20 protein-coding genes are annotated in these 22,671 nt (G+C 67.6%); 6 read left to right on the top strand and 14 right to left on the bottom strand.

Annotated elements, in window-relative coordinates; all coding sequences use genetic code 11:
• Positions 1–198: 198 nt before the first annotated feature.
• Genes BV908_RS07310 through dapC form a run of 6 tightly spaced genes read right to left on the bottom strand, consistent with a single transcriptional unit; the run spans position 199 to position 7,615 of the window.
• On the bottom strand, positions 199–2,169 hold the full coding sequence (locus BV908_RS07310; protein ID WP_103737699.1) for an ATP-binding cassette domain-containing protein: 1,971 nt from the start codon (positions 2,167–2,169) through the stop codon (positions 199–201).
• 45 nt (positions 2,170–2,214) lie between these two features.
• Positions 2,215–3,144, bottom strand: coding sequence for a 50S ribosomal protein L3 N(5)-glutamine methyltransferase (prmB, locus tag BV908_RS07305; RefSeq protein ID WP_103737698.1), 930 nt, complete (start codon positions 3,142–3,144; stop codon positions 2,215–2,217).
• The gene (gene dapE, locus BV908_RS07300; RefSeq protein ID WP_103737697.1) at positions 3,141–4,316 is read right to left on the bottom strand and encodes a succinyl-diaminopimelate desuccinylase; all 1,176 of its coding nucleotides are present in this window, start codon (positions 4,314–4,316) and stop codon (positions 3,141–3,143) included. Before dapE ends, prmB begins: the two co-directional genes overlap by 4 nt.
• Before the next feature lie 43 nt (positions 4,317–4,359).
• On the bottom strand, positions 4,360–5,523 hold the full coding sequence (locus BV908_RS07295) for a PilT/PilU family type 4a pilus ATPase (protein ID WP_011805311.1): 1,164 nt from the start codon (positions 5,521–5,523) through the stop codon (positions 4,360–4,362).
• A 56-nt stretch (positions 5,524–5,579) separates the two neighbouring features.
• On the bottom strand, positions 5,580–6,404 hold the full coding sequence (gene dapD / locus BV908_RS07290; RefSeq protein WP_015913412.1) for a 2,3,4,5-tetrahydropyridine-2,6-dicarboxylate N-succinyltransferase: 825 nt from the start codon (positions 6,402–6,404) through the stop codon (positions 5,580–5,582).
• Positions 6,405–6,412: 8 nt separating this feature from the next.
• Complete coding sequence (gene dapC / locus BV908_RS07285) at positions 6,413–7,615, bottom strand: succinyldiaminopimelate transaminase (RefSeq protein ID WP_103737696.1); 1,203 nt, start codon at positions 7,613–7,615, stop codon at positions 6,413–6,415.
• Between the two features lie 181 nt (positions 7,616–7,796).
• On the opposite strand from dapC, the gene BV908_RS07280 reads away from it, so the two are divergent.
• On the top strand, positions 7,797–9,299 hold the full coding sequence (locus BV908_RS07280) for a methyl-accepting chemotaxis protein (RefSeq protein ID WP_103737695.1): 1,503 nt from the start codon (positions 7,797–7,799) through the stop codon (positions 9,297–9,299).
• An 82-nt stretch (positions 9,300–9,381) separates the two neighbouring features.
• Here the strand turns inward: BV908_RS07280 and BV908_RS07275 are convergent, their stop codons facing one another.
• From BV908_RS07275 to BV908_RS07265, 3 genes are all read right to left on the bottom strand, one after another.
• Positions 9,382–10,020, bottom strand: coding sequence for an RnfABCDGE type electron transport complex subunit B (locus BV908_RS07275; protein WP_015913409.1), 639 nt, complete (start codon positions 10,018–10,020; stop codon positions 9,382–9,384).
• An 8-nt stretch (positions 10,021–10,028) separates the two neighbouring features.
• Positions 10,029–11,336 (bottom strand): polyhydroxyalkanoate depolymerase, encoded by a 1,308-nt coding sequence (gene phaZ, locus BV908_RS07270; RefSeq protein ID WP_103737694.1) that lies wholly within the window; start codon positions 11,334–11,336, stop codon positions 10,029–10,031.
• Positions 11,337–11,505: 169 nt separating this feature from the next.
• The gene (locus BV908_RS07265) at positions 11,506–12,576 is read right to left on the bottom strand and encodes a RelA/SpoT domain-containing protein (protein ID WP_103737693.1); all 1,071 of its coding nucleotides are present in this window, start codon (positions 12,574–12,576) and stop codon (positions 11,506–11,508) included.
• 234 nt (positions 12,577–12,810) lie between these two features.
• Between BV908_RS07265 and BV908_RS07260 the strand changes: the two genes are divergently transcribed.
• Positions 12,811–15,450: an EAL domain-containing protein gene (locus tag BV908_RS07260; protein WP_246867469.1), complete on the top strand. Its 2,640-nt coding sequence runs from the start codon at positions 12,811–12,813 to the stop codon at positions 15,448–15,450.
• Here BV908_RS07260 and dusA read toward each other — a convergent pair.
• Complete coding sequence (dusA, locus tag BV908_RS07255; protein WP_103737691.1) at positions 15,440–16,504, bottom strand: tRNA dihydrouridine(20/20a) synthase DusA; 1,065 nt, start codon at positions 16,502–16,504, stop codon at positions 15,440–15,442. The genes BV908_RS07260 and dusA overlap by 11 nt on opposite strands.
• Before the next feature lie 226 nt (positions 16,505–16,730).
• Between dusA and BV908_RS07250 the strand changes: the two genes are divergently transcribed.
• The gene (locus BV908_RS07250; protein WP_103737690.1) at positions 16,731–17,684 is read left to right on the top strand and encodes an AEC family transporter; all 954 of its coding nucleotides are present in this window, start codon (positions 16,731–16,733) and stop codon (positions 17,682–17,684) included.
• Between the two features lie 44 nt (positions 17,685–17,728).
• Here the strand turns inward: BV908_RS07250 and pdxH are convergent, their stop codons facing one another.
• The 3 genes from pdxH to BV908_RS07235 are packed head-to-tail and all read right to left on the bottom strand — an operon-like array spanning position 17,729 to position 19,575.
• Positions 17,729–18,382, bottom strand: a complete 654-nt coding sequence (pdxH, locus tag BV908_RS07245) for a pyridoxamine 5'-phosphate oxidase (RefSeq protein ID WP_103737689.1) — start codon at positions 18,380–18,382, stop codon at positions 17,729–17,731.
• Positions 18,383–18,420: 38 nt separating this feature from the next.
• On the bottom strand, positions 18,421–18,948 hold the full coding sequence (locus BV908_RS07240; protein WP_103737688.1) for a superoxide dismutase family protein: 528 nt from the start codon (positions 18,946–18,948) through the stop codon (positions 18,421–18,423).
• A 33-nt stretch (positions 18,949–18,981) separates the two neighbouring features.
• The gene (locus BV908_RS07235; RefSeq protein WP_015913401.1) at positions 18,982–19,575 is read right to left on the bottom strand and encodes a gamma-glutamylcyclotransferase; all 594 of its coding nucleotides are present in this window, start codon (positions 19,573–19,575) and stop codon (positions 18,982–18,984) included.
• A 62-nt stretch (positions 19,576–19,637) separates the two neighbouring features.
• Here BV908_RS07235 and BV908_RS07230 point away from each other — a divergent pair, with 62 nt between their 5' ends.
• Positions 19,638–20,177, top strand: a complete 540-nt coding sequence (locus tag BV908_RS07230) for an OmpA family protein (RefSeq protein ID WP_103737687.1) — start codon at positions 19,638–19,640, stop codon at positions 20,175–20,177.
• Positions 20,178–20,360: 183 nt separating this feature from the next.
• Here BV908_RS07230 and BV908_RS07225 read toward each other — a convergent pair whose 3' ends face one another.
• Positions 20,361–21,386, bottom strand: a complete 1,026-nt coding sequence (locus tag BV908_RS07225) for a LacI family DNA-binding transcriptional regulator (protein WP_015913399.1) — start codon at positions 21,384–21,386, stop codon at positions 20,361–20,363.
• 244 nt (positions 21,387–21,630) lie between these two features.
• Between BV908_RS07225 and BV908_RS07220 the strand changes: the two genes are divergently transcribed.
• Together BV908_RS07220 and BV908_RS07215 are read left to right on the top strand one after the other, a co-directional pair.
• Positions 21,631–22,149: a gluconokinase gene (locus BV908_RS07220; RefSeq protein WP_047351512.1), complete on the top strand. Its 519-nt coding sequence runs from the start codon at positions 21,631–21,633 to the stop codon at positions 22,147–22,149.
• Positions 22,146–22,667 (top strand): TRAP transporter small permease, encoded by a 522-nt coding sequence (locus BV908_RS07215; protein WP_015913397.1) that lies wholly within the window; start codon positions 22,146–22,148, stop codon positions 22,665–22,667. Before BV908_RS07220 ends, BV908_RS07215 begins: the two co-directional genes overlap by 4 nt.
• Positions 22,668–22,671 lie beyond the last annotated feature (4 nt).

Raw genomic sequence — 22,671 nt, 5'->3', positions numbered from 1 at the left:
GATTGCAGTCATGGTCATAGGGAAAACTCCTTAGATGTACCCACAACGCGGCCCCCTGGGAGGGCGTTGACAGTGCGCTGCAAAAAAATGCAACCCCGGGATATCCCCGGAATTTACTCCTGAAAAAGGAGCTGTCTGCGCTTTATACGTAAGGCTTGGAGGCTGTTTTTATACATATACCAAAAATACCTGTAGCCCTTAGCGCGCCAGTTCCTCCAGCGCTGAGGAAACATCCAGCCACTTTTCCTCAAGGGCTGTCACCTCTTCGGTGCAGTCCTTGAGCCTCCGTCCGCATTCCGCGATCTCCGCGGGGGGCAACGGCTGCATGAGCCGTTCTTCCAACTGCGCTTTTTCCCGGTTCAGGGCTTCCAGGCGCTGGTCGATTTTTTCAAGCTCTCGCTTGAGGGGGCGGGTTTTCTCGGCCAGTTGCTGGCGGGCCTGGGCTTCCTGGCGGCGCTGTTCGCGGGCGTCGCGCAGGGGAGGGGCGGCAGTGGCGGTTGGGGACGCGGCCTCGGCAACGACCACCTGCTCGGCTGCGCGGGCCAGTTCGCGCAGGCGTTTGGACTCCTCAAGCAGGTAGCGCTGGTAATCGTCCAGATCGCCGTCGAAAGGCGCCACGGCACCCCGGCCCACCAGCCAGAACTCATCGCACACGGCGCGCAGCAGCGCCCGGTCGTGGCTGACCAGCATCACCGTGCCCTCGAACTCGTTGAGCGCCATGGACAACGCCTCACGCGTGGCCAGGTCCAGGTGGTTGGTGGGCTCGTCCAGCAGCAACAGGTTGGGACGCTGCCAGACGATCATGGCCAGCACCAGGCGGGCCTTCTCCCCGCCGCTCATGGTGCCCACGGCCTGGTGCACCATGTCGCCGCTGAAGTTGAAGCTACCCAGGAAGTTGCGCAGGTCCTGCTCGCGGCTGGGTTCCTGGGCCTGGGCACCCAGTTCGCGCGCCAGGCGCACCATGTGCTCCAGCGGGTTATCGCCGGGGCGCAGCACGTCCAGCTCCTGCTGCGCGAAGTAGCCGATCGATAGGCCCTTGCCCTCGGTCAGGGTGCCGGAGAGCGGCGCCATGGTGCGGGCGATGGTCTTGACCAGCGTGGACTTGCCCTGGCCGTTGGCGCCCAAAATGCCGATGCGCTGGCCGGCCAGCACCGAGCGGTTCACGTGGCGCAGGATGGTGGTCTCGCTGCCATCCTCGGCGCGATAACCGAAGGACGCGTCGGTGATGGCCAGCATCGGGTTGGGCAGGTTGGCCGGCTCCTTGAACTCGAAGGTGAAGTCGGCCGAGGCCAGCACGGGGGCGATCTTCTCCATGCGCTCCAGCGCCTTCACGCGGCTTTGTGCCTGTTTGGCCTTGGTGGCCTTGGCCTTGAACCGATCGATGAATTTCTGCAGGTGCGCGATCTTGTCCTGCTGGCGCTCGTAGGCCGACTGCTGCAGTTCCAGCTGCTGGGCGCGCAGCTCCTCGAACTTGCTGTAGTTGCCGCCGTAGCGGGTCAGGCGCGCGTTATCGATGTGCAGCGTGACCTGGGTCACGGCGTCGAGGAATTCGCGGTCGTGGCTGATGACGACCAGGGTACCGTTGTAGCGCTGTAGCCAGGCTTCCAGCCATACCAGCGCGTCCAGGTCCAAGTGGTTGGTGGGCTCGTCCAGCAGCAGCAGGTCGCTGGGGCACATCAGCGCGCGCGCCAGTTGCAGGCGCATGCGCCAGCCGCCGGAGAAGCTGTTGACCGGGCGCTCCAGCTCCGCCACCTGAAAGCCCAGACCCAGGATGAGCGCCTGCGCGCGCGCGGTGGCGTCGTGCGCACCGGCGTCTGCCAGGTCGGAATGCGCCTGGGCGATGGCCATGCCATCCCCCGCCTGCTCGGCCGTGTGCAGCGCCTGGCGCAGCTCCGACAGGCGGGTGTCGCCCTCCAGTACGAAGGCGGTGGCAGACTCGTCCGTCTCTGGCATGTTTTGCGCCACCTGGGCCATGCGCCAGGCCGCGGGCAGGACGAAGTCACCGCCGTCTTCGTGCAGCGAACCATTGAGCAGCGCGAACAGCGTGGACTTGCCAGCGCCGTTACGCCCGACCAGGCCGACATGCTCCCCGGGGTTGATGGTGACGGAAACGCCGTCGAGCAATACCTTGGCGCTGCGGCGCAGCGTGACGTTCTTCAGGGTGATCATGGGTCAAACCAATGGACGGGGCGGGGGCCGGACGGGCCGGCACCGTCACTTTGCGGAAGCGAGTGGGAGCAGGGCCTGGCGCGTGAGCAGCAGCACCTGGTCGCTGCCGGCGCTGGTCTCCAGCCAGAACACGGGCAGGTCGGGAAAGGCGGCCTCGAAGTGTTCGCGTTCGTTGCCGATCTCCAGCACCAGCACGGCGTCTTCGCTCATGCGCGCAGAGGCGTCGGCCAACAGCTGGCGAATGAAGTCCATGCCGTCGCTGCCGCCCCGGATATTGCCGGACAGGGCCAGCTCGGGCTCGGCCCGGTACTCGGGCGGCAGCTGGGCCATGCTGGTGGCGTTGACGTAGGGCGGGTTGCACAGGATCAGGTCCCAGGGGCCGGGCAGGGCGGCCAGGCCGTCGGACTCGACCAGCGTGATGCGCTCCTGCAGCCCGTGCCGGTCCACGTTGATGCGGGCCACGGCCAGCGCGTCGGGCGAGAGGTCGGCGCCCGTCACCTGCACGTCGGGATACGCCATGGCCGCGAGCACGGCCAGGCTGCCGTTGCCGGTGCACAGGTCGAGCACGTGGCGCGTCTGGTCGCTGAGCCAGTCGTCGATGCTGCCGTCGGCCAGCAGTTCGGCAATGAAGCTGCGCGGCACGATGGCGCGCTCGTCCACGTAGAACGGCACGCCCTGCAACCAGGCCTCGCGCGTGAGGTAGGCAGCCGGTTTGCGCGTGGCGATGCGTTCTTCAAAAAGCGTAGCTACCAGCGCTTGATGGACGGGCGTTACGGGCCGATTTACCACTGAACCTTCGACCCCCTCGTCGAGCACGCTGTCCAGCGGCAGCCCCAGGCGCCACAGCACCAGCCAGACGGCCTCGTCCTGCGCGTTGGCAGTGCCGTGGCCGAAGGCCACGCCGGCCTGTGTGAGGCGCGCGGCGCCGCTGGCGACCAGCGCACCGACGGTGTCACCGTGCACTTTCGCGGTCATGCGCCCGCCAGTGCGTTGAGGTGCTCGAGCGTGCGGCGGTAGATGTTCTTGAGCGGCTCGATGTCGACCAAGCGCACGTTCTCGTCGATCTTGTGGATGCTGGCGTTGGGCGGGCCCAGCTCGATCACCTGGGGGCAAATCTGGGCAATGAAGCGCCCGTCGCTGGTGCCGCCGGTGGTGGACAGCTCGGTTTCCAGACCGGTTTCGGCGTGGATGGCTTGCTGCACCGCCTGCACCAGTTCGCCCGGCGTGGTCAGGAAGGGCTGGCCGCCCAGCGTCCAGGTCAGGTCGTATTCCAGTGCGTGGCGGTCCAGTACCGCATGCACGCGCTGCTGCAGCCCTTCAGCGGTCGATTCGGTGCTGAAGCGGAAGTTGAAGTCGATCACCACCTGGCCAGGGATCACGTTGGTCGCGCCGGTGCCGCCGTGGATGTTGCTCATCTGCCAACTGGTGGGCGGAAAGAAGGCGTTGCCCTCATCCCACACGGTGGCGGCGAGCTCGGTGAGCGCGGGCACGGCCTGATGGATGGGGTTGCGCGCCAGCTGCGGGTAGGCGATGTGGCCCTGCACCCCCCGCACGGTAAGCCGGCCGGACAGCGTGCCGCGGCGGCCGTTCTTGATCATGTCGCCGGTCTGCTCGACCGAGGTGGGTTCGCCCACGATGCACCAGTCCAGCCGCTCCCCGCGCGCGCGCAACTGCTCAATGACCACCTTGGTGCCGTCCACCGAGGGGCCTTCCTCGTCGCTGGTCAGCAGCAGCGCGATGTCCAGGCGCGGGTCGGGCGTGGCGGCGAGGAATTCCTCGACCGCGACGACGAATGCGGCGATCGAGGCCTTCATGTCACTCGCGCCGCGGCCGTACAGGCGGCCGTCCCGGTGTGTGGGGGTGAACGGCGGGCTGCTCCACTGCTCCACGGGGCCCGTGGGTACCACGTCGGTGTGGCCGGCAAATACTACTGTTTTGGTAGCTGTTTGCGCTTGTCCAGAGCGCGTTGCAGAGCGTTTTGACCACAAATTGCTGACGCGGAAGTTCTCGGGCCCGCTGTCCAGTCGCTCGCAGGCAAAGCCCAAGGGAGCGAGGCGCCAGGCCAGCAGGTCCAGGCAGCCCGCGTCGTCGGGCGTGACGGAGGGGCGGGCGATGAGCTGTTCGGTCAGTAGCAGGGTGGGGGACATGGGTACAGGCGGCGCACTGTCGTGCAGCGGCCGCGAAACGGGCTCAGGCGGGCTTGACGTCCAGCACGATCTCGGTGAACGAGGGGGCATCGTCCTCGGACTGCTGGCCGGCATCGTTGACGGCGCGTGCCGACTTCGCGGCAGCCGAGAAGTCGTTTTGCAGACGCCACATGAGGTTGGTGGGGGAATCGGCGTAGGCCAGGCCTTCCTTGCGGTCGATCTTGCCCTCCAGGATCAGGTGTGCCAGCGCTTCCTCGAAGGTCTGCGAGCCTTCGGCCATGGATTTTTCCATGGCCTCGCGGATCCCCGAGAAGTCGCCCTTTTCCACCAGCTCGGCCACCAGCTTGGTGTTGAGCATGACCTCCGCCGCGGGCACGCGCTCGCCGGTCGTGGTGCGCACCAGGCGCTGCGAGATGATGGCCTTGAGCGCGGACGCCAGGTCGCCCAGCATCGTGGGGCGCACCTCCACGGGGTAGAACGACAGGATGCGGTTGAGGGCGTGGTAACTGTTGTTGCCGTGCAGCGTGGCCAGGCACAGGTGGCCCGACTGGGCGTAGGCGATGGCGGCGGACATGGTCTCGCGGTCGCGGATTTCGCCGATCAGGATCACGTCGGGCGCCTGTCGCAGCGCGTTCTTGAGCGCGGTCTGCAGCGACTGGGTGTCGCTGCCGATCTCCCGCTGGTTGACGATGGACTTCTTGTTCTTGAACTGGTATTCGACCGGGTCCTCCACCGTGAGGATGTGGCCGGTCATGGACTCGTTGCGCGCGTCCAGCATCGCCGCCAGCGTCGTGCTCTTGCCCGAGCCCGTGGCGCCCACGAGCAGGATCAGGCCGCGCTTTTCCATGATCAGCTCGCTGAGCACCGGCGGCAGGTGCAGCGTGGACAACTGCGGGATGTTCTGCGTGATGAAGCGGATCACCACCGCATAGGTGCCGCGCTGGCGCATCGCGCTGACGCGAAAGCGCCCCACGCCGGTGAGCGGCACACCCATGTTGAGCTCACCGGTCTCTTCCAGCTCTTCGATGCGGTCGGGGGGGACGATCTCGGACAGCAGGTTCTTGGGCGCGTCAGGCGGCAGGATCTGGCTGTTGATCGGCACGCATTCGCCGTTGATCTTGATCAGCGCCGGTGCGTTGGCCGACAGGTAGACATCGGATGCCTTCTTGTCGGCCATCAGGCGCAGAATCCGCTCCATCGTGCTCATGCTGGTTCCCTCTCAGTGCTGGTTATGTATGCGTGCAGTGCCGGTGCGGCGTAGCTTCAGTCGCGCAGCAGGTCGTTCAGGCTGGTGGTGGAGCGGGTCTTGGCGTCCACCTTCTTGACGATGATGGCCGCGTACATGCTGTAGCGGCCACCGTCCTTGGGCAGGTTGCCGCTGACCACCACCGAGCCAGCGGGCACGCGACCGTAGGTGGTCTCGCCCGTGGTGCGGTCGTAGATCGGCGTGCTCTGACCGATGTACACGCCCATGCTGATGACCGAGTTCTCTTCGACGATCACGCCCTCGACGACTTCGGAGCGCGCGCCGATGAAGCAGTTGTCCTCGATGATGGTCGGGTTGGCCTGCAGGGGCTCGAGCACGCCGCCCAGCCCCACGCCGCCGGACAGGTGCACGTTCTTTCCGACCTGCGCGCACGAGCCCACGGTGGCCCAGGTGTCCACCATGGTGCCTTCGTCCACATAGGCGCCGATGTTCACGTAGCTGGGCATCAGGATCGCGCCCTTGGCGATGAAACTGCCGCGGCGCGCCACGGCCGGCGGCACCACGCGCACGCCGGTGGCGGCCATCTCGTCGGCGGACAGGTGGGCGAACTTGGTGGGCACCTTGTCGAAGAAGCCCAGGTCACCGGCCTTCATGAGCTCGTTGTCCTTCAGGCGGAACGACAGCAGCACGGCCTTCTTGATCCACTGGTGCACGGTCCACTGGCCCACGCCCTCGCGCGTGGCCACGCGCAGCCTGCCGTTGTTGAGCTCGGCGATCACATGCTCGACGGCGTCCACCACTTCCTTGGGCGCGGCGGAGGGCGAGAGGCTGGCGCGGTTGTCCCAGGCGTTGTCGATCAGGGTCTGCAATTGTTGGGTCATGGATGGAATCACGTACGGGATTGGATGAATTGCACGATGCGCGAGGCCGCTTCGGCGCATTCCGCGGTCTCGGCCACAAGGGCCATGCGCACGCGCTGGGCGCCGGGGTTGGCGCCACCGGAATCGCGGGCGAGATAGCTGCCCGGCAATACCGTGACATTGTATTGAGCCAGCAGGGCCTGGGCGAACTCCGCATCGCTCATGCCCAGGGCGTCGGGCACCTTGGCCCAGAGGTAGAAACCCGCGTCGGGCAGGCGCACGTCCATCACCTCGGCGAGCATGGGCGTGACCTGGGCGAACTTCTGGCGGTAAAGGGCGCGGTTTTCTTCCACGTGCACCTCATCGTTCCAGGCAGCCACGCTGGCGGCCTGCACGGCGGGACCCATGGCACTGCCGTGGTAGGTGCGGTACAGCAAAAACGCCTTGATGAGTGCCGCGTCGCCCGCCACGAAGCCGCTGCGCAGGCCCGGCACGTTGCTGCGCTTGGACAGGCTGGTGAAGGCGATCAGGTTGCGGTAGTCGGCTCGGCCCAGTTGGGTCGCCGCCTCCAGGCCGCCCAGCGGGGGCTCGTCACGGAAGTAGATCTCGCTGTAGCACTCGTCCGAGGCGATCACAAAACCGTAGCGGTCACTCAGCGCGAAGAGCTTCTCCCACTCGGGCAGGGGCATCACGGCGCCCGTGGGGTTGCCGGGCGAGCACACGAAGAGCAGTTGCGTGCGCTGCCATACCTCCTCGGGCACGCTGTCCCAGTCCACAGCAAAGTTGCGGGCTGGATCGCTCGGGGCGTAGTACGGCGTGGCGCCGGCCAGCAGCGTGGCGCCTTCATAGATTTGGTAGAACGGGTTGGGGCACACCACGGTGGCGCCCGCGCGGGTGGGGTCCACCACGGTTTGCGCGAATGCGAACAACGCCTCGCGCGAACCGTTCACCGGCAGCACCTGCGTGGCGGGGTTGACGGGAATACGGTAGCGCCGCTGCATCCAGCCGGCACAGGCTTCGCGCAGGCTGGGGTCACCGGCGGTGGAGGGGTAGCTGGCCAGGCCTGCCAGGTTGGCGGCCAGGGCCTCCTGGATGAACGGCGGCGTTGCATGGCGTGGCTCGCCGATGCCCAGGCTGATGGCGCGGTGAGCGGCCGAGGGCGTCACCCCCGCAAAAAGCTGTCGCAGCCGCTCGAACGGATAGGGCTGCAGTAAGGAGAGCAGGGGATTCATAGGGGGGCGATTATCAGGGATGCGGCCGGGCGCCACAGGGCGCGGCCCCGCCGCCCGTTCCCAAAAACAACTACAGGGTTTGATCGCTCTACACAGCCGTCGAATTTGGTTACAAATGGCATCAATTCATCAGTGCGACGCGCCAGGGCGCGCATTTCAGCCATCGAGGGGGACAAAAGCGATGACGGTTTCATTCATTCTGCGGCCTGGCGTGGGGCTCATGCGGCGCCTGCGTTTCTCGGCCAAGCTGGCCCTGTTGGGAGGCGTGGCCGTGTTGGCACTGCTGGCCGTCGCGGGGGTGCAGGGATGGGGGCCGCGCGCCACGTGGGGCGTGTGTGGCGTGGCGGTGCTGGCCACCGCCTATCTGGCCACGGCTTTCCAGGCCAGTGTGGCGGGCGACCTGCGGCGGCTGAGCGGCGTAATGGAGCGCACGGCGCAGGGCGACCTGTGCAGCCGGGCCGAAGTGCGCGGCCGTGATGAACTGGCGCACATGGGCGAGCAACTCAACCGCATGGTGTACACGCTCTCGTCGATGGTGGCCGACATCCGCAGCAACGCGGCGCTGGTGGCGCACGCGGGTCAAAGCCTTGCGGCGGACAACCGCGAACTGGCCGACCGGACCGAGCAACAGGCCGCCAGCCTGGAGCAGACCGCGGCCAGCGTGGAGGAGCTGTCTTCCGCCGTGAACAACAACGCGCAGGCGGCAAGCGTGGCCGATCAGCGCGCCGGCGAGGTGCGCCAAGCCGCTGAGGCGGGCACCCAGGCGATGGCGCGGGCGGTGGAGGCGGTGCAGGGCATCCAGAACGATGCCCGTCGCATGGGCGAGATCATCCAGGTGATCGACGGCATCGCCTTCCAAACCAACATCCTGGCGCTGAATGCCGCCGTGGAAGCGGCACGCGCGGGCGAGCAGGGCCGGGGTTTTGCCGTGGTGGCGGCCGAGGTGCGCACGCTGGCGGGCCGCTCGGCCGAGGCGGCGCGCGAGATCCGCGACCTCATTGGCACGTCCGTGCGGCAGGTGGAGGGCAGCGCGGGGCTGATCCGCACCGCCGGTGAGGGCATTGCGGCCATGGCGCAAGGCATCCGTGGCGTGGCCGGGCATGTGAGCGAAATCTCCCACTCGGTCAATGAACAGGGCACGGGTCTGCGCGAGATCAGCACCGCGGTGCAGCAACTGGACCAGATCACGCAGCGCAATGCCCAGATGGTGAGCGATGCCCTGCGCGAGGCGCAGGCGCTGGAGAGCCGGGCGTCTACCCTGTCCCGGTCGGTGCTGGCGTTTCGTCTGCAGCAGGGTACGGCCGAGGAGGCCGTGGCCCTGGTGCAGCGCGCCGCCGCCGTGCAGCGCGGCCTGCCGCGCGACGCCTTTCTTCGCACGTTGACCGACCCCGCACAGCCCTACCACGACCGCGACATGTACGTGTTCGCGCTCGATGCGGGCGGCACCTACCTGGCCTTTGGCGGCAATCCCGCCAAAGTGGGAACGCGGGTGCAGGACATTCCCGGTATTGCCGGGGATGCGCTGGTCAGCGCCATCGTGGCCCAGGCCGAACGCGCGCCGGGCTGGGTGGAATACGACATCACCAATCCGGCCACGGGCGCGGTGCAAACCAAGATGTCCTACGTGCAGCGCGCGGGAGATGTCTATCTGGGCTGTGGCGTCTACAAGTCGCTCGCGGCCTGATGCGGCAGGCCTGTCGCCGGTTCGCGCCGTATTGCCATAGCCCGCTGCGGTCGTGAGCGGTAGGGCTGCCGGCGCAGCGGCGTCAGCCGCGGTCGGCGCGCTGCGCGCGGGCGCGCGCCAGGGCCGCGGCAATGGCTGCGCGCTTGGGATCGGGCGCGTTGTCCGGCGCCGGAGGAACGGGTTCGGTGGCGGCGGCCTGCGCCTCCTCGCGCTGCAGCCGCTCTTGCCGCGCCTGGTAGCGCACGCGCGCCTGCTCGGCCTGCGGGGCGGACCATGCGGCCCAGCCAGTGGCCTGGCCGCTGGCATTTTCCATGCGGATGCAATCCACCGGGCACGCGGGCAGGCACAGTTCGCAGCCCGTGCAGTGCGGCGCGATCACGGTGTGCATGCGCTTGTTGATGCCCAGGATGGCGTCCGTGGGGCAGGCCTTGAGGCACAGCGTGCAGCCGATGCACCAGTTCTCGTCGATCACCGCCACGGCGCGCGGGACCTCCGTTCCATGGGCCGCGCTCAGCGGCAGCTCGGGCCGGCCAGTGATGGCGGCCAGGCGTGCAACGCCCTGGGCCCCACCGGGCGGGCACTGGTTGATCTCGGCCTCGCCCCGTGCGATGGCACGGGCATAGGACTGGCAGTCAGGGTAGCCGCAGCGCGTGCACTGGGTCTGGGGCAGGGCCGCGTCAATGCGCTCAACGAGCGCCTGCTGCGCTGCGGGGGAGGTCATGGCCGGCGTCAGGCGGCGCTGCGTGCGCGGCGGGGGCGTGACGTGGGCTGGGCGGACTGGTTGGCACGGATGAAGTCGCGCACCTGCGGGTAGACCAGCTCGCGCCAGCGGCGGCCGCTGAAAATGCCGTAGTGGCCGGCGCCCTTCACCTCAAGGTGGTTGCGCCGGTCCGCGGCGATGCCGGTGCACAGATCCTGCGCCGCCTCGGTCTGGCCGGAGCCGGAGATGTCGTCGAGCTCGCCTTCGATGGTCAGCAGCGCGGTCTGGGTGATGTCCTGGGGGCGCACGCGCTCCACCGCGCCGTCCGGCGAGCGCACGTCCCAGGTGCCGTTGACCAGGCTGTAGTCCTGGAAGACTGTCTTGATGGTCTCCAGGTAATAGTCGGCATCCATGTCGAGCACGGCGTTGTATTCGTCGTAGAACTTGCGGTGGGCCTCGGCGCTGGCGTCATCGCCCTTGATGAGGTTCTTGAAGTAATCGTAGTGGCTGCTGGCGTGCCGGTCCGGGTTCATGGCCACGAAGCCCATGTGCTGCAGAAAGCCCGGGTACACGCGGCGGCCGGCGCCGGGGAAGTTGCTGGGTACGCGGTAGATGACGTTGTTCTCGAACCACTCCAAGCTGCGTTGGGTGGCCAGGTTGTTCACCGCCGTGGGTGAGCGGCGCGCATCGATGGGGCCGCCCATCATGGTCATGGACAGTGGCGTGGTCTCACCGCGGCTGGCCATCAGCGAGACGGCGGCCAGTACCGGCACGGTGGGCTGGCAGACGCTCATCACATGGCAGTTACCGTATTGGCCCTGCAGGTAGCGGATGAACTCCTGCACGTAGTTCACATAGTCGTCCAGGTGGAACTCGCCCTCCTGCAGCGGCACCATGCGCGCGTTCTTCCAGTCGGTGATGTAGACCTTGTGGCTCTCCAGCATGGAGCGTACGGTGTCGCGCAGCAGCGTGGCGTAGTGGCCCGACAACGGCGCCACGATCAGCACCACGGGCTGGCCCTTGAGCTTGAGCAAGGTGGCCGGGTCGTCCGAAAACCGCTTGAAGCGGCGCAGTTCGCAGAACGGCTTGTCGACGTCCACGCGCTCATGGATGGCCACGCTCACGCCATCCACGTCCACGGTGCTGATGCCGAACTCGGGTTTCTCGTAGTCCTTGCCCAGGCGGTACAGCAGTTCATAGCCCGCCGAAATGCGATGGGCCAGTTGCGTCTCGCTGAACGGCGACAGCGGGTTGCTGTAGAACTTGGCGGCGGCCTGCGCCAGGTCGGCGAAGGGCTCCATGAGGGAGCGCTGGGTCTCGTAGAGGGTGTACAGCATGGGGCAGGACCAAGTTATGTTGCAGTGCAATATATCAGCAGTTGCATTTGCTTGCGTGTCGTGCAACTACGCATTCAGTGTCCCGTGCGCGACATTGGCGGGCGGGCTTGATGCTATACTTTTGATAGCTGTTAGCGCTTGATGGACAAGCGCTGGAGGTCGATTTGACTTATATCAGGGTGGGATTTTCCTGCAGCCACGCTTCGAAGGCTTCGCGCGAGCTGTTGCGCAGCGCGCGGCGAAACGCCTGCCGGTCGCCCAGGTACAGGCAGTGGCGGATCACGGTGAAGGGGTTGAAGCTGCCCTCGGGGTTCTGCGCCTCGTAGAACTGCTTGTAGCGCTTGACGGTGGCAATCGTTTCACGCATCAGCGTGTTGAAGCGGGCACGCGTGATGCCCGGCGACCATGCGCGCATGTCGTCCACGAACAGGTCCACCTTCTGCGCGTCGAACTCCACGTCTTTGAAGAAATGGCGGGCAATCTTCAGGAACGTGAAGGCGTTGAGCTCGCTGCCGGGCGCCGGCGTTCGGCTGGCTTCGGTCTCGGCCTCGGTGGTCTCGTCGGGTGCGTAGAGCAGTTCGGCATCGGTGGCATCGCGGATCTGGCGGAACTCGCGGTCCGCCAGTTCGAACAGGGCGGACAGCACGTTGATGCGGCGCTTGAGTTCGGCCGGAATCGACTTCTTGTACTTGATCTTGTGGTCCAGCACGCTCCACGCGTCCTGGATGATGGTGCGCAACTGCAGCTCGAACGGCTGCGCCGCGTAGGCGGCGTTCTCGGGTAGGGCGGCTTGCACGGCGTTGAGCCGCAGGTCCAGGTGCAGGCCCTTGTAGCCGAAAGAGGCCTCGGTGCCCTCCAGGGCGCTGACCTTGTCGGTCACGTCGATCACGTCGAAGTGCGACTGGACGATCTGCGCCACCTTCTCCAGCTCGTCCTCGTACAGGCAGACCACGCGCACGCCGATCAGGTCGGTGATGTAGGGGCGGATTTCATAGGGGGCCCCGCTTTCCTCCAGCGCCGCGCGGTACTTGCGCGAAAACTTGCGCAGGCATTCATCGCGGTCCTTCACGCGCCCTTCGATCTTGGCGATGTCGATGTGGCGCGCCTGCGACAGCAGCGACTGCAGCAGCGCCATGTAAAACGCGCAGGCGTGGTCCAGCGCCGGGCGCTCCTGCGCATAGAACGCGTGGAACGCGGACTCCTCAGGGGTGAGATGGGTCGCGGGTGAGGGGAGGGGCACGGCAGGCGCAGGGGTCAAGGGACAGCCACGGATGGTAGGGCAGGGAAGGGCCTGCGGTGGCCCTCGGCGGGGTAGGACAAGGCCGCGTCCCACAGACGGGCCGCGCTGCGCACGGCAATCTGGCGCTTCCCTATTGTGTTGCGGCGGTCGCTATGCGACGCTTGGAAGCGCATGAATAAAGAGGTGGCTGCCCCGAGGGGGTTCGCACAGCACTGGGCCCCATGGCATCCGGGCATGATCGCAGCAGTGGTGCTTTCACTGCTGCTGCTCGCCGTCACCTATCTGGTCTGGCAGGGTGTGGAGCGCGCACGGGACGAGCGCCGGCTGCAGGCTTTCGCCTTGTCGGTGGACCGCGTGGTTTCCAACCTGTCGGACCGCATCGCCGCCTACGAAATGGTGTTGCGTGGCGCCAAGGGCTACTACGAAGGCTCCGACAGCATCGACCAGCAGGAATTCCAGGCCTACGTGGAGGCCTTGCACCTGCCGCAGACGCGCCCGGGCCTGCAGGGGGTGGCGTTGCTGTCGCGCGTGGCGGAATCCACCGGGGCGCGCACGGGGCAGGCGTTGATCACGCACATCGCACCCGAAACGCCGGAAAACCAGCAGGAACTGGGACAGGATGCCATGCTGCAGCCGGCGCGGCGCGAGGCGCTGCTGCGCGCGCGCGACTCCGGGACGCTGGCGCTGTCGGGCCCGCTGGGCAGCCGCGAAGGGGATGCCGGCAGCTCCCTGGTCATGTACCTGCCGCTGTATGCCAGACACGCCGCCGTGGACACTCTGGCCCAGCGTCGCCAGAACATTGCAGGCTGGGTGGCCGCGCCATTTCGCATGGACGACGTAATCCAGGGCCTGGCGAGCGAACTGGACAGCGACCTTGCGTTGGCCATCCATGACGGCCCCTCGGTGGCAGGGGGGGTGCTGGTGTTTGCGTCGCGCACGGACTATGCACCCCACGCGGTCAATGGCGGGCTGGAGGCCGTGCGCAGCTACGACGTAGGCGGCAGGCGCTGGACGCTGGTGCTGTACCCGCTGCCCTCATTCGAGCAGCGCTTCGAAGGATCCACACACCATCTGGTTGCCCTGCTGGGCGCCGCCTTCAGCCTGCTGGCGGGATGGTTCGTGGGGCAGCAGGTGAACGCGCGGCAGCGGGCCATGGCGCTGGCCCGCGAGATGACGCGCGAGTTGCGCCGCACGCGCGATGAGCTGGAAGGCACGCTCAATGCCGTGCCCGATCTGCTGTTCGAGGTGGACGCACAGGGAGGCATCCACCACTACCGGTCCGGCCGCGCGGACCTGATCGGCACGCGCGCCCAGGCGCTGGTGGGGCGCACGCTGGGGGATGTGTTGCCGCCCGCTGCCGCCGCCGAATGCATGGCTGCGCTGGACGAGGCGGCCGAGTACGGCTATTCCGAAGGGCGGCAGTACAGCCTGGACATCGGGGGCAGCCAGCATTGGTTCGAGCTGTCCGTGGCCTGCAAGCAGGGCGGTACGCCGCAGACCGGGACCGGCCCGGGCCAGCGCCACTTCATCGCGCTGTCGCGCGACGTCACGCGGCGCCACGAGGCCGAGGCCGCCATGTACCGGCTCGCGTATTTCGACGCGCTCACCGGCCTGCCCAACCGCCGCCTGCTGCTGCAGCGCCTGCAGGATGCACTGGTCACGGCCCAGCAGCAGGGGGGCATGGGCGCGCTGTTCTACATCGACCTGGACAACTTCAAGGAGATCAACGACGCGCGCGGCCACGGGGTGGGCGACGGGCTGCTGGTGCAGGTCGCCGCGCGCCTGCAGGACGCGGCCGGGCCGCAGGAGACCGTGGCACGGCTGGGGAGCGACGAATTCGTCATGCTGGTGCCGCGGCTGGGCGACACCCCCTCCGTTGCGCGTGAGCAGGCCTGCCGGCGCGCCCAGCAGCTGCGCGAATGCCTGGATGCGCCCTATGACCTGGGCGGGGTGCACTACGGCAGTACCGGCAGCATCGGCGTGACGCTGTTTCCCAAGAACGGTGAGGGCGTGGAAGACCTGCTGCGCGAGGCCGACACGGCCATGTTCTGTGCCAAGGACCGGGGGCGCAACCAGGTGTGCTTCTTTGAGCAGGACATGCACGCCGCAGCGCAGGAGCGCCTGGCGCTGCTGCAGGACCTCAAGAGCGCGGTCGACAACGACGCGCTGCTGACCTATGCGCAGCCGCAGGTGGATGCCGCCGGCCAGCTCATCGGCGCGGAGCTGCTGCTGCGCTGGCCGCATCCGCAGCGCGGCTTCGTGCCGCCGGCGCAGTTCATCCCGGTGGCGGAACAGGCGGGGTTGATCGTGCGCATGGGTGCGCGTGTCATCCAGCAGGCCTGCGCCACGCTGGCCGAACTGCACCAGCAGGGCCGGGCGCTGTCGATCTCGGTCAATGTCAGCCCCCGCCAGTTCCGCCAGGCGGACTTCGTGGAGCAGGTGCGCGCGGCGCTGCACAGCACGGGCGCGCCCGCGGCGCTGCTCACGCTGGAGGTCACGGAAAGCCTGCTGGTGGAGAACTGGCAGGACACCGCCCGGCGCATGCACGAGCTGGTGGCGCTGGGCGTGCGCTTTTCCATCGATGACTTCGGCACCGGCTACTCCAGCCTGGCGTATCTGAAGCGCCTGCCGCTGTACGAACTCAAGATCGACCGCAGCTTCGTGCAGGACGCGCCCTCCGACGCGAACGATGCGGCGATCGTGCAGGCCATTCTTTCGGTCGCGCGCCACTTGCGCCTGCGCGTGGTGGCCGAGGGGGTGGAGACGCGGCAGCAGGCGGATTTCCTCATCGCTCACCACTGCCATGGCCTGCAGGGCTATCTGTTCGGGCTGCCGCAGCCGCTGCGGGACTGGCTGGCGGGCCTCAAAGGCTGAGCGGCTCCGTTGGCAGGGCGCCGGCTTGCACGGCGCTTGCGCGCAGTGCATCGGGCGCGGTGGCGCCCGGCTTGGTGCGCGCCAGGGCCATCACTTCGCGCGCGGGCAGGTGTTTCAAGCGGTGGTCGCTCCACACCTGGCGCCAGCGTCGCGCGCCGGGCAGGCCGTTGCGCAGGCCCAGCATGTGGCGCGCCACCGCATACCAGTGCGTGCCGTGCGCGGTGGCTTCGCGCTCCATGTAGGCCACCATGTCTTCCTCGACCTGCTCGCGCGTGAGCGCGGCGGGCGCGGCGCCAAAGAACTGCTCATCCCAGCGCGCCAGCCACCAGGGGTTGTGGTAGGCCTCGCGGCCCACCATCACGCCATCCACCCGGGCCAGCTCCTCCAGCACTGCGGCGTCGGTCTGAAAGCCCCCGTTGATGGCGATGGTCAGTTGCGGGAAGTCGGCTTTCAGCCGGGCCGCGACGTCGTAGCGCAGCGGGGGAATCTCGCGGTTCTCCTTGGGCGACAGACCCTTCAGCCACGCATTGCGCGCATGCACGATGAACACGCGGCAGCCCGCGTCGGCCACCACGCCCACGAAGTCGCGCACGAAACCGTAGTCTTCGTTCTGGTCGATCCCGATGCGGTGCTTGACGGTGACCGGGACCTGAACCACGTCCACCATGGCTTTCACGCAGTCGGCGACCAGTTGCGGCTCGTTCATCAGGCAGGCGCCGAAAGCGCCGCGCTGCACACGCTCGCTGGGGCAGCCGCAGTTGAGGTTGATCTCGTCATAGCCCCACTGCTCGCCCAGACGGGCGCAGTGCGCCAGGTCGGCCGGCTCGCTGCCGCCCAACTGCAGCGCCACGGGGTGCTCGGCCGCGTCAAAGCGCAGATGGCGCTGCACGTCGCCGTGCACCAGCGCACCGGTGGTCACCATCTCGGTGTAGAGCAGCGTGTGGCGCGACAGCAGGCGGTGCAGGTAGCGGCAGTGCCTGTCGGTCCAGTCCATCATCGGCGCGACGGACATGCGCCAGGGACTGTGGGCGATGGAGGAGGGCGTAGCGTGCACGGTGAAGGACGGGGCGGTCTGACGAGATAAAGGAGCGGGGCGGGGGCCGATATTGTCCCAGGTCCGGTTTTGCGCCGCGGTGGCAAGGGGTTTTGGGTATTTTTGGCCTCCAGCGCTTGTCCATCAAGCGCTGGCAGCTATTAATTCATGAGTGTAAGCGCGCCGCATCCCCAAGCCCTACACTTGCCGCCCGGCGCCGCGCCGGCACTTCGACCCTCTGCCCACCTTGCTGTCCTCGATCCTTGTTCCCCTGGTTCCCGTCATTCTGTGCATCGGCATCGGCTACTTCACCGCCCGCGTGGGCTGGGTGCGCGCCACGGCGGTGCCAGATCTGTCCAACATCGTGTTCCTGGTGCTCACGCCCGCGCTGCTGTTTCGCACCATGGGCAATGTGCGGCTCCAAGAGCTGGACTTTCAGCCCGTGCTGCTGTACTTCAGCGCGGCGGCGCTGCTGTTCGGGCTGACGCTGGCGTTCAGCCGGTTCTCCACGGCCGCGGCGGCGCGGGCGCTGGCGCACACCTTCAGCAACCTGGTGATGATCGGCGCGCCGCTCATGGGCCTGGTGTATGGGCCGCAGGGCCTGGTGACGCTGTTCACGCTGGTGTCCCTGCATTCGCTGGTGCTGCTGACGGCGGCCACCATGGTGTTCGAGCTGGCCGAGGCGCGCGAGCAGCAGCGCACCGGCAGCGCCGCGCCGCGCCCCATGGCGCACACCGTGTGGCAGGCCGTGCGCAACAGCATCGTGCACCCGGTGCCGCTGCCCATCCTGGCGGGCCTGCTGTTCGCGCAGACGGGCTGGAAGCTGCCCGAGATGCTGGACCGCCCGCTGCAGGTGCTGGCGGCGGCGCTGGGGCCCATGGCGCTGCTGCTGGTGGGTATTGCGTTGGCGCACACACGCATTGGCAACCACTGGCGCGGCGCGTTGCGGGTGGCGATGATCAAGAACCTGGCGCTGCCCGCCACGCTGGGGACGCTGGCGTGGGCGCTGGGGCTGTCAGGCCCGGCGATCGCGGTGATGTTCACCGCCGCGGCCATGCCGGTGGGCGCGAATGTGCTGTTGTTCACGCAGCGCTATGGCGTGATGCAGGAGGAGGTGTCCTCGGCCATCGCGCTGTCCACCGCGCTGGCGCTGATCACGCTGCCGGTGGTGCTGGTGTTGGCGCAGTTCTTCATGCATTGAACATGCGTTGAAGACGCGCGTGGAGCAGGGCGTCTTCCGGGCGCTTACGGCGCCAGCCGCTCGCGCTCCCACGCGCCGCCCTCCAGGCGGTAGCGCAACCGGTCGTGCAGGCGGCTCTTGCGGCCCTGCCAGAACTCCCACTGATCCGGCCGCAGGCGAAAGCCCCCCCAGTGCGGCGGGCGGGGCGGCTTGAGCAGGAACTGCGCGCCGTACTTGGCCGCGTTGGCCACCAGCACGCCGCGGCTGGGGATGACCTGGCTTTGCGGGCTGGCCCAGGCGCCGATGCGCGAGTCCAGCGGGCGGCTGTGGAAATAGGTGTCGCTTTCCTCGTCGCTCACCTTTTCCACGACGCCCTCGATGCGCACCACGCGCTCCAGCTCCACCCAGTGGAATTGCAGCGCGGCATAGGGGTTGCCGGCCAGCTGGCGGCCCTTGCGGCTGTCGTAGTTGGTGTACCAGACGATGCCGCGTGCGTCATAGCCCTTGATGAGCACCACCCGGGTGCTGGGACGCAGGTCGCTGCCCACGGTGGCCACGGTCATGGCGTTGGGCTCGGGCACCTGGGCAGCGATGGCTTCGCGCAGCCATTGGTCGAACTGCTGCAAGGGATCGGCGTGGGAGGCGTCCTCGCTGAGCTCGGCGCGCTCGTAGCTCTTGCGCAGGTCGGCGATGGAGGAGGAGAGAGGGCTGTGGCTCATGCGGGGATTGTGCCCGCAGGGCGCCCAGCCCTGCACGATCAGCGACCGGCGATCACCGCGCACGCCAGGCGCGCGCCCGCGTTGCCGGTGGGTTGGGTGACGTAATCGTCGGGGTTGGCATGCACGATCAGGCCGCGACCCACGATGTCGGTGGCGCCGGAGCCCACGCGAATGCTGCGCGACTCGAAGTTGAAGGTGGCCACGCCGTTGCCGTCCGCGCGCAGGCTGGGCAGGTCGCCGGTGTGGTGCGGTCCCTTGCCGTGTTGGCCATGCGGTGTGCCCGTGGGATTGAAGTGGCCGCCCGCGCTGTTGCCGTCCCCGCTGGAGCAGTCGCCTTTCTCATGGATGTGAAAGCCGTGCTCCGCCCCCGGCTTGAGCCCGCTGACCGTGCCGCTGACGCGCACCGCATCACCGCTCTGCACGAAGCGCACCGTGCCCTGGGTGCTGTTGCCGCGCGTAGGCTCCAGCCGTGCGGTGGCCGAGGGCGCGCTGGACATGGATGCGCAGCCGGCGAGTGCGACGGCAGCCGCCAGGGCCGCGCCCGTGGGGAGGTAGCGAAGGGACATGCGATTTCTCCAGGAGGGTTGAAAACCGCCAAACTAACGCGGTTCGCGCGCCAACGCAATCAGACGCGAGAGCGCTCGGTCGTGGATGCCCATGCGTTGCAGCTCGGCGTGCGTGGCCTCGGCGTAGTCGCGCGTGGTGCCGTAGATGCCGCTGGCCTGCGCGAAGATGCGGCGATATTCCTCGTCCGCCAACACACCCGTGTGGCTGGGGCTCTTGCGCGACAGCGTGAAAGCCAGCGCGCGCACCGCACCTTGGGGCGTGCGGCAGTTGAGCCAGCGCGGGTCGTATACGCCCAGGACCATCTCGCGCTGCCACAGGTTGACCATGACCTGGCGCGCGTGGCTGTGGTCCACGCGGAACACCATGCCGCGGCAACTGCCGCCCGACAGCATGCCGAACACCAGGCCCGGGCATTCGGGCGTGCCGCGGTTCACGCGGCTCCACATCTTCAAAGCCCGGTGCCAGCCGTGCACCGTGGCCGCGCGCCGCTCGGCGTAGGCAAAGTCGGGCCGCCAGATCAGCGAGCCATAGCCAAAGATCCACAGGTCGTCCCGCCCGCCCCATTCATGCAGCGCGCGGTCGAGCATGGGGGCGGGGTCACGCAGGGGAGCGGCAAGCGGCGGCATGGCGAGACTCTACAATCGATGGGTTTTGTCCAACGCACCGATTATTCACGGGAGTTCTCAACATGTCCTTCAACAGCTCCGACGACGACAGCCAGCAACGCTTCGCACTCGGGTTCCTCTTTGCGCTGATCGCGCTGGTGGTCTCCACCGTCGTGGGCGTGGTGGTCTACAAGCGTGGCATTGCCCACGCCCCCAAGGCGCCGGCCGCCGCTGTGGTCCCTGCGGCTGAGGCAGCCGCGCCCGGCGTGGTGATCATGATCACCGAGGACGCCGCCAGCGTGGTGGTGGAGGGCGGTGTGGTGAAGTTCTTCTTCGCCACTGGCAAGGCCGAGCTGGCCCCGGGCGCCAACGAAGCGCTGGGCGACGTGGTCAAGGGCGTGGTGGACGGCGGCAAGACCGCGGTGGTGTCGGGCTTCCATGACGCCACGGGCGACGCGGCCGTGAACGCCGAGCTGGCCAAGCAGCGCGCGCTGGCCGTGCGCGACGCCCTGAAGGCCCTGGGTGTGGCCGAAGAGAAGGTGGAGCTGAAGAAGCCCGAAGCCACGCAGGGCAGCGGCAGCAATGCCGAGGCGCGCCGCGTGGAGGTGATTCTGGCTCCCTGAGCCTGGATGCGCCAAGCCTGCGAAAGCCCGGTAATGCCGGGCTTTTTTGTGTCTGGCGTGCTACATATTCAATAGCTGGTCGCGCTTGTTTGAAGAAGGATTCAGGTACTTTTTTGCCTTGAGTGCTTGATTTGCAAGCGCGAAAAGCTACCAAAGCTGTAGCGCACTGCGCTGCATCCTTGTTCACGTACTCTCGCGCACGATCAGCTCGTAGTCCAGCTGCACGCACTGCGGCTGGGCCAGCGTGCCGCGCATCAGGCCCAGCAGCATGTCGGCGCCGGCGCGGCCGACTTCGCTGCGCGGTGTGCGGATGGTGGTCAGCGGCGGCACCATCTGCGCGCTGCCGGCCAAGTCGTTGAATCCCGCGACGGCGATGCGCCCCGGCACGTCGATGCGCATGCGGTTGGCCGCCAGCAGCCCGCCCTGGGCAATGTCGTCGTTGCAAAAGAAAATGGCGTCCACGTCGGGCATGCGTTGCACCAGGTCCTCGAACAGCCGGGCGCCCAGGGCGATGGAAGAGCGCTCGGGGCTTAGCAACTCCAGGCGCGGGTCGTACAGGCCCGCTTCGCGCAGGGTGCGCCGGTACCCTTCAGCACGCTGCAGCACGCGCGGGTCCAGTTGCGCGGCGCAAAAGGCGATGCGCTTGCGCCCGCGTTCCAGGAGGTGGCGCGTGATGGTGGCGCCCGCGTCCTGCTGCGAAAAGCCCACGCAGGCCACACCAGGCGCGGCGCTGGTCTCCATGAGGTGCACGCACGGCACGCCGCTGTGCACGATGAGCTGGCGTGCGGCCTCGCTGCGGTCGAACCCCGTCACCAGCAGGCCGGCGGGGCGGTGGGGCAGGTAGGTGCGCAGCAGCAACTCTTCCTCGGCGCTGTCGTAGTGGGTCACGCCGATGAGCGGCTGAAAGCCCTTGGGGAACAGCGTGCGGTGCACCGCCTCCAGCAGATCCACGAACAGCGCGTTGGACAGCAGCGGCACCAGCACCAGCACCTGCGTGCTGCGCTGCGACGCCAGCGCGCGCGCGGCCGGGTCGGGTACGTAGCCCAGCCGATCGGCCGCCTCGCGCACGCGTTCGGCCAACGCAGGGTCCACGGTGCGTTCGCCGCGCAGGGCACGCGACACGGTGATGGGACTCACGCCGGCGGCGCCTGCCACGTCGTTCAGGGTGATGCGGCCGCTGGAGCGGCGCGGTCGTCGGTTGGCGGTCAAGGGTTATTCCTAGGAATTCTGGCCAAAATTGTCCCTTAAGATAGCGCTATCTTTCATGGGGTTTTCGCGGGTTTGTGGGGAGGAGTAGCTTCTCCCCATGCGATGCAGCGAAATTTCTCCATGAGAAGCCGCGGCGTGAAGCCGTGAACTTCGGGTGAACGGCTTGCGTCCTGGGATGCAGCCGTTTTTTTGAATCTTTAGAGATAGCGCTATCTTGACCTGTGACATCGATGCCATCGTGGTGATGGGCGTTTCCGGCTGCGGCAAGTCCAGCGTGGGCGAGGCCTGCGCAAAAACGCTGGGCTGGGTGCTGCATGAGGGCGATGCCCACCATGCTCCCGAGAGCATTGCCAAAATGCGCGCCGGCGTGCCCTTGACCGATGCCGACCGCGCGGGCTGGCTGGACCGGTTGGCCGCATTGCTGGCGGCGCCTGCGGGCACGGCGGGCGTAGTGCTGACCTGCTCGGCGCTGCGCCGCAAATACCGCGATCGCCTGCGTGCGGGCAACCCGCGCGTGGGATTCGTGTTTCTGGCGCTGGACTATGAGCAGGCATTGCAGCGCGTGCAGACGCGCGCGGGGCATTTCTTTTCGCCCGCTCTGGTGGCCGATCAGTTCGCCACGCTGGAGTCGCCCGAGGGCGAGCCGCGCGTGTTGACGCTGGATGCCACACGCCCCGTGGACGAGCTGGCCCGGTCCGTCGTCCAATGGCTGCGCGGCAACGCAGCTGCTTCCCTTTCGTCGTCTTCCGGAGACAGTGCATGAGCGCTTCTTCCCCCTCCCCGCAGGAACGGCCGCGCAAGCCCCTGGTGCAGCGCCTGGCCGAGCATTTCATGGTGCTCGCACTGGCCGGCATGGTCGTGGCCGTGTTCGTCAACGTGGTATTGCGCTACGTGTTCTCCACGAGCATCGTCTCGTACGAGGAGATCTCGCGCCTGCTGTTCGTGTGGCTGGTGGCGGTGGGCACCATCGTCGCGGCCTTTGAGGGCAAGCACTTGGGCTTCGACATGCTCACTTCGCGCCTGAAGGGCCGCTCGCGCAAGCTGCTGTTCTGGGCCAGCCAGGCTCTGGTGGCGGGCGGCATGCTGCTGCTGCTCAAGGGTTCGTGGGAACAGGTGATCGCCGGCATGGGCAGCTACAGCACCGTGCTGGGTTATCCGCTGGCGCTGGGCGCCGCGGCGACGCTGGTACTGGCCGTGGGCCTGCTGGTGGGCGTGGTGGTGGATCTGCGCCGCGGCGAGCCGCTGCCGCATGGCAGCGACGCGGAAACGTCGGTGGAGTAGGGCG

Origin of the sequence: Diaphorobacter sp. LR2014-1 (assembly GCF_002916785.1) — a bacterium.
GTDB lineage: Bacteria > Pseudomonadota > Gammaproteobacteria > Burkholderiales > Burkholderiaceae_C > Diaphorobacter > Diaphorobacter nitroreducens.
The sequence above is the reverse complement of the archived record's forward strand: the minus strand, read 5'-3'. Positions and strand labels throughout refer to the sequence as shown.